Raw genomic sequence first — 14,988 nt, 5'->3', positions numbered from 1 at the left:
ACAGCATGTGCGGAATTGTCGGAATTCTGGGGACGGAAGATGTCGCGGACCGCCTCTTCGACGGACTGAAGCGGCTGGAATATCGCGGCTACGATTCGGCCGGGATCGCCACCATCCATGAAGGGCAGGTCGACCGCCGCCGGGCGGAGGGCAAGCTCGTCAATCTCGGCAAGCGGCTGGCGGAGAATCCGCTGCCCGGCAATGTCGGCATCGCCCATACCCGCTGGGCCACGCACGGCGCGCCGACCGAGGACAACGCCCATCCGCACCAGGCGGGGCGCGTGACGGTCGTGCACAACGGCATCATCGAGAATTTCAAGGCGTTGCGCGACGCGCTCGTGGCCGACGGGCGGACGTTCAAGAGCCAGACCGATACCGAGGTCGTCGCACATCTGATCGACCGCGAACTCGATCGCGGCCATAGCCCGCAGGACGCCGTGGCGGCGGTCCTGCCGCAGCTCCACGGCGCGTTCGCGCTCGCCATCCTATTTTCCGATCATCCCGACCTGCTGATCGGTGCGCGGCTCGGCTCGCCGCTTGTCGTCGGGCACGGAGACCGGGAAAGCTATCTCGGATCGGATGCGCTCGCGCTGGCCCCGCTGACGCAGAAGATCGCCTATCTGGAAGAGGGCGACCGGGCCGTCCTCACGCGCGAAGGCACGCAGATCTACGATCGCGACAACAATCCCGTCGAGCGGCCGGTCACCATTTCGGGCATCACCGGTGCGCTGATCGACAAGGGCAATCACCGCCACTTCATGCTCAAGGAAATCTACGAGCAGCCGGTCGTCGTGGCGCAGACGCTGAAATCCTATGTCCGCTCGCTGGAGGAGCAGGTTTCGCTGCCCGACATGGATTTCGATCTGGCGGGAATCGAGCGGGTGGCGATCATCGCCTGCGGCACGGCGAGCTATGTCGGCATGATCGGCAAATACTGGATCGAGCAGTTCGCGCGCCTGCCGGTCGAGGTCGATGTCGCCTCGGAATTCCGCTACCGCGATCCGGTGCTGCTGCCCGGCACGCTGGGTGTCGTCGTGTCGCAATCGGGCGAGACCGCCGACACGCTGGCGGCGCTACGGCACATGAAAGAGGCCGGAATCACCACGGCGGGCATCATCAACGTGCCGACCAGTTCGATGGCGCGCGAGGTGGACCTGCTGCTGCCCACCCATGCCGGCCCGGAAATCGGCGTGGCCTCGACCAAGGCGTTTACCTGCCAGCTCGCGGTGATGGCGGCGCTTGCGGTCAATCTCGCCCGCGCCAAGGGCAAGCTGAGCCCGGCCGAGGAGGCGGAGATCGTCCATCATCTGGTCGAAACGCCCGCCGCGCTCAACGAGGCGCTGTCGCACGATGCGGAGATCGAGGCGATGGCGCATACCATCGCCGCCGCGCGCGACGTGCTCTATCTCGGCCGCGGGTCGGATTTCCCCCTCGCGCTGGAAGGTGCGCTCAAGCTCAAGGAAATCAGCTATATCCACGCGGAAGGCTATGCGTCCGGCGAGATGAAGCACGGGCCCATCGCGCTGATCGACGAACATGTGCCGCTGATCGTGCTCGCGCCGTCCGGTCCGCGGTTTGAAAAGACCGTGTCGAATATGCAGGAAGCACAGGCCCGCGGGGCGCAGGTGGTGCTGATCTCCGACGCCGAGGGCATCCGCCAGGCCGGTGAGGACGCCATGGCGACGATCGAGATGCCCAAGGTGCACCCGCTGATCTCTCCGCTGGTCTATGCGGTGCCGGTGCAACTCCTCGCTTACCATGTGGCGGTGGCAAAGGGCACCGACGTCGATCAGCCGCGCAACCTGGCGAAGAGCGTCACGGTCGAGTAATCCGGCTCCGTCATCGGGGCGAGCCGGCCGCCGGTCAGTCCCGCCGCATCGCCAGCACCGCGCGGGCGCGCTTCAGGTGCGGCATGTCCAGCATCTCGCCGTCTAGCCCGATCGTGCCGGCGCCGGGATTGGCCGCGAACGCCGCGACGATGCGCTCGGCCCGTTCGACCTCCGCCGGCGCGGGCGAGAATGCCGCGTTGATGACCGGCACCTGCGCCGGATGGATCGCCATCATGCCGCGAAAGCCGTCGCGTCGGGCGCGCTCGGCAACCCTGCGCAGATCGTCCAGATCGCGAAAATCGCCGTGGATCGTCTCGATCGGTGTCACGCCCGCCGCCGCCGCCCCGGCAAGGCAGAGCGAGCGGAACAGGTGATAGGGAAAGGCATACTCGCCGTTCGGCTCGCGGTTGCCCGTCGCGCCCAGGGCAGTTGCGCTATCCTCTGCGCCCCAGGTCAGCGCCGACAACCGCGGGCAGCCGGCATACTCGCCCAGCCCGAACAGCGCCGGCGCGGTCTCGGTCGCCACCACAATCGTCGCGATCCGCCCGATTTCCAGACCGGCAGCGGCTTCCAGCGCGGTCAGATAGTGGTGCAGCCGGTCGGCGTCGGCGCGCATCGCCTTGGGCAGCATGATGCCGTCGGGCGCCGCCGGAACGATCGCCGCCAGATCGGCCAGCGCATAGTCGGTGTCGAGCGGATTGATCCGCACCCATTGCGGCTGCACGCGGTCGCCGGCGCGCAGGTGGTCGGCGACGAGGTCCCGCGCGGCCTGTTTGCTGGCGGGTGCCACCGCATCCTCCAGGTCGCACAGCACCAGATCGGCGCCGCTTGCGCCGGCCTTGGCCAGCTTGCGTTCCGAATCGCCCGGCGCGAACAAGAGCGATCGGGCGGTCATCGGCGTTGCGGGCATGTTCCTCGTCCTTCCCTCGCGCCGTCCGGTTCGCGGCGTTCCGCTTCCTATTGGCGGAGCGGGCGCGCTCCTTCAACCGCAGCAGCGTCGTCCGATCGCTCCCGCACATGCGCCATTTCGGGCGAAGTCTCCTGCGGGCGCGGCGAAAGCGGGTGGCGTGCGATCAGCTTCGGCAGCAGCGGCCGCAGGCGGATGCCGAGGCAAATCACCGCCGGCCAGAACAGCGTGTTGACGATGTCGCTGCTCGTATCGGTCCAGCGCCAGCTTCCGGCATGGATGCGGTCCATGATCTCGTTGCCCGCTTCGGCGACGATCACGACGAGCAGCGGAACGAACGACCCCAACGAGCGCCGCGTGATGATCCGCGCGAGCAGCATCAGCGCCAGCCCGGCATGGACGTGCAGCAGCGAATCATTGGCTTCCGTCCCGCCGGAAATCCACTCGATCATCGCGTGGTAGCGGGCAGCGAGTTCATGCACGGCTATAATTCCTTCAATCGATCGGCCGACACCCTGCATCCGGCGCCTGAGTCCCGCCTGAACATGGACCGATCGACAGGCGATTAGCGGCGCAGGCCCGCACCCGGCAATGCGAAAAACGCGAGCGCCGGCAGGGCGTTCAGTCCGAACGGGACCGAACGGCCTCCAGCAGCGGCTGTGCGAATTCGCGGCGGCATACCAGCAGGTCCGGCAGCGACACGTCGAGGCAGTTATAGACGAGCGGCGATCCGTCGATGCGCGATACGTGCAGGCCGGCGGCCCGCGCCACCGCCACGGGGGCGCAACTGTCCCACTCATACTGCCCGCCGGCATGGATATAGGCTTCCGCGTCGCCGCGGACGACGGCCATGGTCTTCGCCCCGGCGGAGCCCATCGGCACCAGCGTTCCGCCCGTGGCCGCGGCGGCGAGTTCGGCCTCGCGCGGCGGGCGGGAGCGGCTGACGACGATGCGCGGCGGCGATTGCGGGGGCGACAGAGCGGGCGGGGCCGAACTCGAATAGACCGCGTCGCATCCGGGAAGGGCGACGGCGCCGATCTCCGCGATCCCGTTCACCGCCAGGCCGATATGCACGGCCCAATCGTCGCGTCCTTCCGAAAATTCGCGCGTGCCGTCGAGCGGATCGACGATCCAGGCCCGTTCCTGTGCGCAGCGTGCCTTGTCATCGGCCGATTCCTCGGAAAGGATGCAGTCGTCCGGCCGCTCGGCCCGAAGCCGCGCGAGGATCGCGTGGTTGGCTTCGCGGTCGCCCAGCGCGCCCAGCTCGCGGCCCTCGGCCCGGCCCGACCGCTGCAATGCGAGCAGCAGGGCGCCGGCTTCTTCGGCGACGGCGATCGCCAGTTCGTGGTCGGTCACAGGGTCGGGCTCCAGTCGTCGAGAATGGCCTTCACGATCCGTTCGGCCGCGTCCTCGGGCGACTCCTTCGTCGTGTCGATGTGGATTTCGGGGGTTTCCGGCGCCTCATAGGGGCTGTCGATGCCGGTGAAATTCTTTAGCTCGCCGGCGCGCGCCTTGCGGTACAGGCCCTTCACGTCGCGCGCTTCCGCGACCTGCAGCGGCGTGTCGACGAAGATTTCGACGAAGTCGCCCTCCGGCAGCATCGAGCGGACCATGCGCCGCTCGGCCTGGAAGGGGGAAATGAAGGCCGTCAGGACGATCAGGCCCGCATCGGTCATCAGCTTGGCCACTTCGCCCACGCGCCGGATATTCTCGATCCGGTCCTGCTCGGTGAAGCCCAGATCCTTGTTGAGGCCATGGCGGATATTGTCGCCGTCCAGCAGGAAGCTGTGCCGGCCAAGCGCGAAGAGCCGCTTTTCCACCATATTGGCGATGGTCGATTTGCCCGACCCCGAAAACCCGGTGAACCACAACACCCGCGCGCGTTGATGCTTCTGACCGGCATGTGCCTCGCGCGTGACCTCCAGCGCCTGCCAGTGCACGTTCTGGCTGCGCCGCAGGGCGAAATGCAGCATGCCCGCCGCAACGGTGGCATTCGTCACCTTGTCGATCAGGATGAACCCGCCGAGCTCGCGGTTGGTGTCATAGGGTTCGAAGACGACGTCGCGGTCCGTATAGACCTCGGCCACGCCGATATCGTTGAGGCCTAGCGTCTTTTGCGACAGCTCCGCCAGCGTGTTGACGTCGATCGCATATTTCGGCTGCTGCACAGTGGCGGAAACGGTCTGTGTGCCGAGCTTCAGCCAATAGCCGCGGCCTGGCAGCAACTCCTCAGACGCCATCCAGACGAGCGTCGCCTCGAACTGGTCCGCGGCCTGGGGCGGGTCATCGGCGGCCGCAATCACATCGCCGCGGCTGCAGTCGATCTCGTCGGCCAGGGTGATCGTCACCGACTGACCGGCGCCGGCGCGATCGAGGTCGCCGTCCATCGTCACGATCCGCTTGACGCGGGTCGTGCGCCCCGACGGCAGGATACGCACGTCGTCGCCAGGCGCGATCGTGCCGCTGGCGATCAGGCCGGAAAAGCCGCGAAAGTCCAGATCGGGGCGATTGACCCATTGCACCGGCATGCGGAACGGGCGGTCGCTCTCGACCGCGGTGGCGACCTCCAGCGTCTCCAGTGTTTCCATCAGCGTCCGGCCGGCATACCAGTCGGTATGGTCCGACGGCGCCGCGATATTGTCGCCCGCCAGCCCGGAGATCGGAATCGCGGTGAAGTCCCCGATGCCGATGGAGTCCGCAAATGCGCGGTAGTCCGCGACGATGTCGTCGAACACACCCTGGTCATAGGCGACCAGGTCCATCTTGTTCACGGCCAGGATCAGATGGCGGATGCCCAGCAGATGGGCGAGATAGCTGTGCCGCCGGGTCTGGGTCAGCACGCCCTTGCGCGCGTCGATCAGGATCACCGCGGCATCGGCGGTGGATGCGCCGGTCACCATGTTGCGGGTATATTGTTCGTGGCCCGGCGTATCGGCGACGATGAACTTGCGCTTCTCCGTGGCGAAGAAGCGGTAGGCGACGTCGATCGTGATGCCCTGTTCGCGTTCCGCCGCCAGCCCGTCGACCAGAAGCGCGAAATCGATGTTCGCTCCCTGCGTTCCGACGCGCCTGGAATCGGCTTCCAGGCTTGCGAGCTGATCCTCGAAGATCATCTTCGAATCATAGAGCAGGCGGCCGATCAGCGTGGACTTGCCGTCGTCCACCGATCCGCAGGTGATGAAGCGCAGCAGCGACTTGTTCTGATGCAGCGCCAGATATGCGTCGATATCCTCGGCGATCAGGGCGTCGACGCGATAGCTCGATTCCTGCACCGTCATCAGAAATATCCTTCCTGCTTCTTCTTCTCCATCGACGCCGGCTGGTCGCGGTCGATGGCGCGGCCCTGCCGCTCGCTGGTCGTCGTCAGCAGCATTTCCTGGATCACCTCGGTCAGCGTTGCCGCCTCGCTCTCCACCGCGCCGGTCAGCGGATAGCAGCCGAGCGTGCGGAAGCGGATCGAACGCATGACCGGCGTCTCGCCCTCGGCCAGCCGAAAGCGGTCGTCGTCGACCATCAGGATCAGGCCGTCCCGCTCCACGGTCGGGCGCGGTCGCGCGAGGTATAGCGGGACGATCTCGATGTCCTCGGCCAGGATATATTGCCAGATGTCGAGTTCGGTCCAGTTCGACAAAGGGAAGACGCGGATGCTCTCGCCCTTGTTCTTGCGCGCATTATAGAGGTGCCACAGCTCCGGGCGCTGCCCCTTCGGATCCCAGCGGTGCGAGGCGGTGCGGAAGGAGAAGATGCGCTCCTTCGCCCGCGATGCCTCCTCGTCGCGCCGGGCGCCGCCGAACGCGGCGTCGAAGCCGTGCTTGTCGAGCGCCTGCTTCAGCCCTTCGGTCTTCCACATATCCGTATGGAGCGCGCCGTGGTCGAACGGATTGATGCCCTTCGCCTGCGCCTCCGGATTGTGGTGGACGATCAGTTCCATGCCGGCGTCCCGCGCCGCCTTGTCGCGCAGCCGGTACATGTCCTGGAACTTCCAGGTCGTGTCGACGTGCAGGAGCGGGAAGGGCGGTGGCGCCGGATAGAAGGCCTTGCGCGCCAGGTGCAGCATCACCGCCGAATCCTTGCCGACCGAATAGAGCATCACCGGTCGTTCGGCCTCTGCCGCCACTTCCCGGATGATGTGGATCGCTTCCGCCTCGAGGCGCTGAAGATGGGTTAGTTTTGCCATGGATACCACGCGGTTGCCCAGGGGTAGGAGTGCTGCACCAATGCCCGCACCCGTCAATACGCACAAAGAATGATATCTAGACGCGATCCAAGCGGCGGTTGCCCATCCGGAGCCGATAGCGCGGCGATTCAGAGGCCGTGATAATCCCGATACCAGCGGACGAACCGGGGAATGCCCTCCTGAATGCTGGTTTTCGGCGCAAATCCGAGATCGTCCCGGATGGCGTCGATATCGGCATAGGTCGCCTGCACGTCGCCGTCCTGCATGGGGAGGTACTCCTTCTGCGCTTCCCGCCCGCAGGCCCGTTCGATGCAGGCGATCATGTCGCCCAGTTCTTCCGAGCGGTGGTTGCCGATATTGTAAACGGCATGCGGCGACACGCTGCCGCCTGCCTTTGCCGCGCCGTCATCGGCCGGCGGGTGATCGAGCGCTGCGACCACGCCGTCGACGATATCGTCGATGAAGGTGAAGTCGCGGCGCATCTCGCCCTGATTGAACACCTTGATCGGACGGCTCTGAAAGATCGCCTCGGTGAACAGCCAGACGGCCATGTCCGGGCGTCCCCAGGGGCCGTACACGGTGAAGAAGCGCAGCCCCGTCTGCGGCACGCGATAGAGATGGGCGTAGGTCTCGCTCATCAGTTCGTCCGCCTTCTTCGTCGCGGCATAAAGCGACAGCGGCTGGTCGACGCGGTCGTCGACGGAGAAGGGGAGCCGCTCGTTCCCGCCATATACGGACGAGGAGGAGGCATAGACCATGTGGCCGATGCGCCGGTGCCGGGCGACCTCCATCAGGTTGAAATGCCCGACCAGATTGGACTGGATATAGACGGTGGGGTTCTCGATCGAATAGCGCACGCCCGGCTGCGCGCCGAGATGGACGATGCGATCGAGCTCGACGCCCGTCAGCGCCTCGTCCAGCGCCGCGGCATCGGCGAAATCGAGCTGCTTGAACGCGAAGCGGTCGCCATATCCGTCGCGCAACCGGCCGAGCCGGTCCTGCTTCAGGCTCACCTGATAGTAATCGTTGCAATTGTCGATGCCGAGGACGTCTTCCCCGCGCTCCAGCAGCCGCGCCGCGACGTGCATGCCGATGAACCCGGCTGCGCCGGTCACGAGGATGGTCATTCGGTTCTCCCTGCCCGGTGCTGACGTCTTTGCTTCTAGTCGGTCGCGGCCGTCACCGCCACTCGATCGAAGGGGTTACTCCTCGCTGGCCGCCAGAAACCAGCGTTCGCCGCCCTCCAGCCCGACGGCCGACAATATTCCCCACATGAAGGCGCCGGTGTCGACGCCGATCCGGTCGGCCTGCACATCGATCTCGCGCGCCGGCGTGTGCCCGTGCACGACCATGCGGCCGTCGTTGCGCTTCGCCTTCAGAAAGCGTTCGCGGATCCAGCGCAGATCGGCCGACGTCTGCTGCTCCAGCGGCACGCCGGGGCGGATGCCGGCATGGACGAACAGATAATCGCCCATCGCGATCGTGTCTTCGGCCATGTCGAGAAAGGCGACATGATCGCGCGGTATGCGTTCGACCAGCAGATCGGCCAGATCCTGAAAGCTGCCATGCTCGGCCTCGTCCTGGCTGATGCCATAGCTCATCAGGGTCGGGATGCCGCCCATCTGGATGAGCGCGCGCGCGCCCTTGGCCTCTCCCTTGGCGGCGCGCACGAACATCTCCTCGTGATTGCCCTTCACGATCCGGCCGCCCGCTTCGCGCAATTCCTTCGCCCGCTGGACCACGCCGGCGGAGTCCGGGCCGCGATTGATCAGATCGCCCAACAGGATGATCGTACTGTCGCCCGCGCCGCGCTCGGCATCATCCTCGGCAATCGAGGCGAGGAGCTTTTCGAACAGGTCGAGCCGACCGTGAATGTCACCGATTGCATAGACGCGTTCCCCGTCGGGCAAGAAATATTGCTGTGGCTGGCGACGGGACTTCAGAAACGGAAACATGGGTGGCGATCTATCTCCGGCACGTTCATGGGCGAATCGGACAGGTCTGTAGCACGGCGAGGATGAACCTCGCCGATACGAACCGGGCGGAAAACGCTATTCCGCCGCCTGCCGCATTTCGTGCCGCAGGGTCGCGGTGCCCCGGCCGATGCCGACATGACGGAAGCCGGCGGCCTCCGTTTCCTCTTCGCGATAGACGTTGCGCAGATCGACCAGCACCGGCGACGCCATGGATGCCTTTAGCCGCTTGAGATCGAGTGCGCGGAACGCGTCCCATTCCGTCACGATGACCAGGGCTGCCGCCCCTTCGGCCGCGGCATAGGGCGATGCGGCATAGTCGATGTCGGGAAGCATCGGTTTCGCCAGCTCCATGCCTTCCGGGTCATATGCGGAAATCCGGGCGCCGGCGTCGGTCAGCGCCTGCACGATCGACAGCGACGGTGCCTCGCGCATGTCGTCGGTATTGGGCTTGAACGTCAGGCCCAGCACCGCGATCCGCTTGCCCCGGACATCGCCGTCGAGCGCGGCGATCACCTTGCGCGCCATGGCCCGCTTGCGCGTATCGTTGATCGCGATCGTCGCCTCGATCAGGCGAAGCGGCGATTCGAAATCCTGCGCCGTCTTGGCCAGGGCCGATGTGTCCTTGGGAAAGCATGAACCGCCATAGCCCGGCCCCGCGTGCAGGAATTTCGGGCCGATGCGATTGTCGAGGCCGATGCCGCGCGACACGTCCTGCACGTCCGCACCGACCTTTTCGCACAGATCGGCGATTTCGTTGATGAAGGTGATCTTCATCGCGAGGAAGGCGTTGGCGGCATATTTGATCAGCTCGCTGGTCCGACGGCTGGTGAACAGGATGGGCGAGCGGTTGAGATAGAGCGGGCGATAGACCGCCTCCATCGGTGCGCGCGCGCGTTCATCCTCGATACCGACGACGATCCGGTCGGGCCGCTTGAAATCCTCGATCGCCGCGCCCTCACGCAGGAATTCGGGATTGGAGGCGACGGCGAAATCCGCGTCGGGATTGGCCTCGCGGACGATGCGCTCCACCTCGTCGCCCGTGCCGACGGGGACGGTCGACTTGGTTACGATCACGGTAAAGCCGGACAGCGCCTGCGCGATCTCCTTCGCGGCGGCGTGGACATAGGAAAGGTCTGCATGGCCGTCTCCGCGCCGCGCGGGAGTGCCGACGCCGATGAACACCACGTCCGCCCCGGCGACCGGCGCCGACAGATCGGTCTCGAACGACAGCCGGCCGGCGGCGACGTTCGACGCCACGAGCTGTTCGAGTCCGGGTTCGTAGATGGGAATGCCGCCGCCGCGCAGCTTTTCGATCTTTGCCGCATCCTTGTCGACGCAGACGACATCATGGCCGAAATCGGCGAGACAGGCTCCGGAAACCAGCCCGACATAGCCCGAGCCGATCATGACGATACGCATGGCAATCCCTTCATTTGCGATCGGAGCGGAAATAGTCGCTCGCCAAGGCTTCCTGACGACAGTTCAGGCGCATTGCAATCGCGAGAAGAGACTAATCCTCTTTTTCGCGGGGCGAAGCGTTGAGTTGGTGAGAAGGAAAGGGGGATGCGGTCAGGAACTGCAGGGGGAGATGCCCGGCCGGAGCCTAACGCGCTCCCAAGGCCGGGCTAGAAACTAGTTACCAGGGGATGAGGATCGCACCACCGACATTGTCCCTGTCGAAAAGGATGGAAAACATATTCTTTCTCCCAATAGCGCCTAAACGCAATTGCTTGGTTAACGGAAGATTAACCAGAAAGCAAGATATGGCGCAGCGGGTCGATAATTAACCAGTTCTCAAACCTACTCGGACAGGGTGCAGTAGAATGTCGTCGCTTGAACGCCCTTTGACGCCGTCGTCTGCCGCAAATTGCACGGCTGCCGCCTCCGCGGCCGAGCCGCCTGTCGGAAGCATTCTCCAATGCCTGCTCGACGTGCCGAACTATCCCAATCTGCGCCGCGCGCTCGGGGTCGAAGCGGTTGAGGGTAAGATGGCCGCACTCCGCTCGCGTCTCTCCGCGGCGTTGGGAGCGCCCTTGGAACGCGTGGCGCAATCCCGCTTTCAATGGTTTCTCTCGACTACCGAAGAGGCCACGGTCGGCCAAATCGTGGATCAGGCCGAACAGGTGGCTCGCGAACTGGATAAGGGCATCAGGACGCGTATGGGTGTGGCATGGACGCCAGCGTCGAACCCTGATCCCACGCGTCTCGTCGAAACTGCCGAAGCTGCCTTGGAAAGGGCGCAACCCTCCCGATATGTAGTGATCGAGATGCCGACGGCCTTGAACATCTTCGATTCGCGAAGCCTGCTTGACGAACTGCCCGATGCATTGGGTGCCGGGCAGATGTTCATGGAATATCAGCCAAAGGTGCATCTGCGCGAACAGCGTATCTCAGGTATAGAAGCGCTTATCCGGTGGCGGCATCCGCAGCATGGCAAGATTTTCCCCAATCAGTTTATTCGGGCGGCGGAACTCGACGGCCAGATTCGCAATCTCACCAGTTGGACGCTGCGCCGCGTCGTGGGCGACCAGGCGGTCCTCCGCGAGGCGGGGCATGACCTCCCGATATTCGTCAACATGTCCGGTACGCTTCTCGCCGATGGGGCCTTCGTGGACGAGACATGTGAAATGCTGGCCTCCTGCAATGGTCGGATCGGCATCGAGATTACCGAAACGGCGGTGATCCAGGATCCCGCGATCGCGCTTCGCCACCTTCAGCGCATGGTCGACATCGGCGTTCCGCTGGCGATCGACGACTATGGCGCCGGTCTGTCGTCGCTGGCATATCTGAAACAGCTTCCGGCGTCGGAACTGAAGATCGACAAGATGTTCATCACGCAGTTGACGAGCAGTAATCGTGATCCGCTTATCGTACGATCGACCATCGACCTTGCACACGCCATGGAAATGGAAGTCACTGCCGAAGGGGTGGAAACGCCGGCGGCGATGGCGCTACTCAGCGTGATGGGATGTGACATGGTGCAGGGATACCTGATCAGCCATCCTCTGGAACTGGATCGGTTGAAGCCGTTCCTGAACGCCGGAGTCGATCAGGAATTTGGAAGCGCACTGCGGCAGCGCCGGTACAACGAGCATTCATTCTGGAAAGCGCAGCGCACAGCTTAGCTGATGGTTAAAGGTTCCCGGTTATGCCGGGAAAATGCGCTTTGGACTGCTATCTTATGGCCTGCTGACCATCATCGCGTCGATCGCGGGGATCTTGAGTGTTCCTGCTGTTGCATTTCCCGCGCCTCGACAGTGGGAAGTCGACCGTCAGCTCGACCTCGCCAACCGATCCATGCTGAGTGACCCGAACAGTGCTTTGCGCCACGCGGAGGCCGCCGCGAAATCGCTTGAAAGATATCCTGAAGTAGACAGTCGAGCAGGCAAAGATGCGGAAAGTCACTGGCTTCGGGCGGAGGCCAGCCTGCGTCTTGGAAGGGTCGAAGACGCTAGAAAGCTGATCGAGAAGGGGCTGGCGATCGTGCGTGCGTTGCCAGCGTCACTGCAGCTCAAAGGCAAGATGTTACTGACACTTGGCAACGTTCAGATGGTTTCCGGTGATGCGGCAAAAGCACTGAACAGCTTTCATGATGCACATCACTATTTCGAGATATCTGACGATGCGCGCAGCGAATCCTTGTCACTCACCAGTATTGCCACGCTCTACTTCCTAGCGAATGATACAGACAGAGCGCTAAAATATTTTTCCGAAGCGACGAAGGTGTACAAAGGAGACCCGTCCCTTTCAATGGCGCTGCACAATAATCTGGGAAATGTATATCTTCAAACCAAAAATTATAATGCAGCGATAAAGGAGTTTTCTAGTGCATCTGAATACGCCAATAATATTAACGATCCCGGCATAAAAACTTTAGTTCTTCGAAACTTAGCGTATACCCTTGCTTTGTCCGGAAAGCTTGATCGCGCGGATCAGCGTATTAGAGAAGCAATGAAGGCTGAACGTAACTCCGAACGATTCAAATCAGTTCCTGCGGTAATAGTGAAGGCGGAAATAGAATTAGAGAGAGGCAATCTTGATAGCGCAGTTAACTTCGCGGACGAGGCATTCCAACGCGTCGACACCATTAATACGTCTGCTGATTTTCGGTACGCGCATTTGATCGCCTATCAAGTTTATTCGGAAGCCGGAAACGCGAAGAAGGCGTTGAGGCATTTGGAAGCGTTCAACCGCATTTCCGAAAGGTCCAACGCAGTCGCCTCGAACATGAACGCCGCGCTCGCGGCGGCCCGGTTCGATTACAAGAACCAGGAACTGCGCATCGCCAAGCTCAAGGCGGAGGAGCTTCGCCGGAACGTGGAATATGAGCGGTCGCAGGCGCGTTCGCAGCGTATTCTGTTCTTCAGCGTCGGCGGGGCTGCGCTGCTGCTGGTGGGGATGCTCACCGTCGGCCTGATCGCCATTCGGCGCAGCCGCAACGAAACGCGCGAAGCCAATAGCGACCTCGCCGCCACCAATATCGCGCTCGAGCGGGCGCTCGCGGCCAAGACCGAATTCCTCGCCACCACCAGCCACGAAATCCGCACGCCGCTCAACGGCATTCTCGGCATGACGCAGGTGATGCTGGCCGATCGCGGCCTGCCCGTGGCCACGCGCGAGCGGGTTCAGGTGGTCCACGGCGCCGGCCAGACCATGCGCGCGCTGGTCGACGACATCCTCGACGTGGCGAAGATGGAGACCGGCAACCTGGCGGTCGAGATGCTGCCGATGAACCTGCGCGATACGCTGCGCGATGTCGCCCGGATGTGGGAGGAACAGGCCGCGGCGCGGCAGGTCGATTTCGTCCTCGACGTCGACGCCGGTCCCGAGTGGATCGAAAGCGATCCCGCGCGTATTCGCCAGATCGTGTTCAACCTCTTGTCGAACGCGCTCAAATTCACGCAGGCGGGAACCATCGCGCTTCGCGCCGGCACGGTGGATGCGGAGGGCGGACCGCGGCTGCACGTCGCCGTGGCCGATAGCGGCATCGGCATCCCAGAAGACAGGCAGTCCGAAATCTTCGAATCGTTCAAGCAGGTCGATACCAGCACGACACGCAAATATGGCGGCACCGGTCTGGGGCTTTCGATCTGTCGCAGTCTGGCGCGGGCGCTGGGCGGCGATATCCTGCTCGAAAGCGCACCGGGGGAGGGGGCGACCTTCACCGTCGACCTGCCGCTGCGGCGCACGATGGCGCCGGATTCGGCCGAATCGCGCACCGCGGAACGGACGGGCGGGCTTCTCCTGCTCGACCGCAATCCCATTTCGCGCAGCATGCTCAAGACGCTGCTGGAGCCGCGGACGGGTGCCGTTCAATTCGCGTCCGATCCGGCCGACGCGGCCGCGAAGATAGCGATCCGAAAATATTCCTGCCTGGTCATTGACGAGACGGCCGTGAAGATGGATGGGGGCGAACCGTTTGCGGGGCTCGCGATGCTGGCAGGTGTCGCGCGGCAGCATGATACGGTTTCCGTGATATTGTGGAAGGCGCCGGATGCCCAGTCCGTTGCCGCGATACAAGCGAGCGGAATCGATCACCTGATTGAAAAGCCGATCGCGGGCGCGGCGCTCGCCGATCGATTATTCGGAACGAACGCTGTTCCGCCTCTTGTTTCGCAGGCGGCATAGCGCGATAGCAAAGCAGTCGATGCCCGTAGCTGACCTCTTCCTTCCCCCCTTCTCCGCGGAGGCCGGGCGGTGAATATCCTGTTCATCGAGGACGACGCGATGAATCGCCGGGTGGTGCGCGACATGCTCGACGTCGCCGGCGCTTCGATGGCGGAAGCCGATCAGGCGGAGACCGGCCTGCGCCTGATCGACGAGCATGCCTTCGACGTCGTCCTGCTCGATCTGCGCATGCCGGGCACGGACGGGTTCGAGGTGATGCGGCGCATCCGCGAGCGCGGGGATGCGAAGCGCGACCTGCCCATCATCGTCGTCACCGCCGATACCGCCGTCGACCTGCGCGCGCGCTGCCTGAAACAGGGCGCGGACGAGGTGCTGTTCAAGCCCGTGGCGATGGACGCCCTGTTCGAGGCGATCGGGACGGTGCTGGCGAAGCGTGGCGGTGAGGGCGCGGTCCTTTCCTGACCCCGCGCG

The 14,988-nt window shown here is 64.0% G+C and carries 12 protein-coding genes; 4 read left to right on the top strand and 8 right to left on the bottom strand.

What is annotated here, in order from left to right:
- Window positions 1-5: 5 nt before the first annotated feature.
- Window positions 6-1,829 carry a glutamine--fructose-6-phosphate transaminase (isomerizing) gene (gene glmS / locus RPR59_RS11275; protein WP_313914085.1) on the top strand — a complete coding sequence of 608 codons (1,824 nt, stop codon included), beginning with the start codon at window positions 6-8 and terminating at the stop codon, window positions 1,827-1,829.
- Between the two features lie 34 nt (window positions 1,830-1,863).
- On the opposite strand, the gene RPR59_RS11270 is transcribed toward glmS, so the two are convergent.
- The 8 genes from RPR59_RS11270 to RPR59_RS11235 all read right to left on the bottom strand — a co-directional run bounded on the left by RPR59_RS11270 (window position 1,864) and on the right by RPR59_RS11235 (window position 10,308).
- Complete coding sequence (locus RPR59_RS11270; RefSeq protein WP_313914082.1) at window positions 1,864-2,739, bottom strand: HpcH/HpaI aldolase/citrate lyase family protein; 876 nt, start codon at window positions 2,737-2,739, stop codon at window positions 1,864-1,866.
- 47 nt (window positions 2,740-2,786) lie between these two features.
- Window positions 2,787-3,218 carry a hypothetical protein gene (locus RPR59_RS11265; RefSeq protein WP_313914080.1) on the bottom strand — a complete coding sequence of 144 codons (432 nt, stop codon included), beginning with the start codon at window positions 3,216-3,218 and terminating at the stop codon, window positions 2,787-2,789.
- Between the two features lie 139 nt (window positions 3,219-3,357).
- Complete coding sequence (locus tag RPR59_RS11260) at window positions 3,358-4,092, bottom strand: 3'(2'),5'-bisphosphate nucleotidase CysQ (protein ID WP_313914079.1); 735 nt, start codon at window positions 4,090-4,092, stop codon at window positions 3,358-3,360.
- Window positions 4,089-6,014: a sulfate adenylyltransferase subunit CysN gene (gene cysN / locus RPR59_RS11255; protein ID WP_313914077.1), complete on the bottom strand. Its 1,926-nt coding sequence runs from the start codon at window positions 6,012-6,014 to the stop codon at window positions 4,089-4,091. The genes RPR59_RS11260 and cysN overlap by 4 nt, the downstream gene beginning before the upstream one ends.
- A complete protein-coding gene (cysD, locus tag RPR59_RS11250; protein WP_313914075.1) occupies window positions 6,014-6,913 on the bottom strand; it encodes a sulfate adenylyltransferase subunit CysD in 900 nt (299 codons plus the stop codon). Before cysD ends, cysN begins: the two co-directional genes overlap by 1 nt.
- Window positions 6,914-7,041: 128 nt before the next feature.
- The gene (locus RPR59_RS11245; RefSeq protein WP_313914073.1) at window positions 7,042-8,040 is read right to left on the bottom strand and encodes an NAD-dependent epimerase/dehydratase family protein; all 999 of its coding nucleotides are present in this window, start codon (window positions 8,038-8,040) and stop codon (window positions 7,042-7,044) included.
- Between the two features lie 75 nt (window positions 8,041-8,115).
- Window positions 8,116-8,868 (bottom strand): metallophosphoesterase, encoded by a 753-nt coding sequence (locus RPR59_RS11240; protein ID WP_313914071.1) that lies wholly within the window; start codon window positions 8,866-8,868, stop codon window positions 8,116-8,118.
- Between the two features lie 96 nt (window positions 8,869-8,964).
- Window positions 8,965-10,308: a UDP-glucose dehydrogenase family protein gene (locus RPR59_RS11235; RefSeq protein WP_313914069.1), complete on the bottom strand. Its 1,344-nt coding sequence runs from the start codon at window positions 10,306-10,308 to the stop codon at window positions 8,965-8,967.
- A gap of 404 nt (window positions 10,309-10,712) precedes the next feature.
- Between RPR59_RS11235 and RPR59_RS11230 the strand changes: the two genes are divergently transcribed.
- The 3 genes from RPR59_RS11230 to RPR59_RS11220 all read left to right on the top strand — a co-directional run bounded on the left by RPR59_RS11230 (window position 10,713) and on the right by RPR59_RS11220 (window position 14,979).
- Entirely contained in the window at window positions 10,713-12,014 is a 1,302-nt protein-coding gene (locus RPR59_RS11230; RefSeq protein ID WP_313914067.1) for an EAL domain-containing protein, read from the top strand.
- A gap of 34 nt (window positions 12,015-12,048) precedes the next feature.
- On the top strand, window positions 12,049-14,517 hold the full coding sequence (locus RPR59_RS11225) for an ATP-binding protein (protein ID WP_313914066.1): 2,469 nt from the start codon (window positions 12,049-12,051) through the stop codon (window positions 14,515-14,517).
- 69 nt (window positions 14,518-14,586) lie between these two features.
- On the top strand, window positions 14,587-14,979 hold the full coding sequence (locus RPR59_RS11220) for a response regulator (RefSeq protein ID WP_313914063.1): 393 nt from the start codon (window positions 14,587-14,589) through the stop codon (window positions 14,977-14,979).
- The last annotated feature ends 9 nt before the right edge of the window (window positions 14,980-14,988 follow it).

Source organism: Stakelama saccharophila (genome assembly GCF_032229225.1).
Taxonomy (GTDB): Bacteria; Pseudomonadota; Alphaproteobacteria; order Sphingomonadales; family Sphingomonadaceae; genus Sphingomonas; species Sphingomonas saccharophila.
The sequence above is the reverse complement of the archived record's forward strand: the minus strand, read 5'-3'. Positions and strand labels throughout refer to the sequence as shown.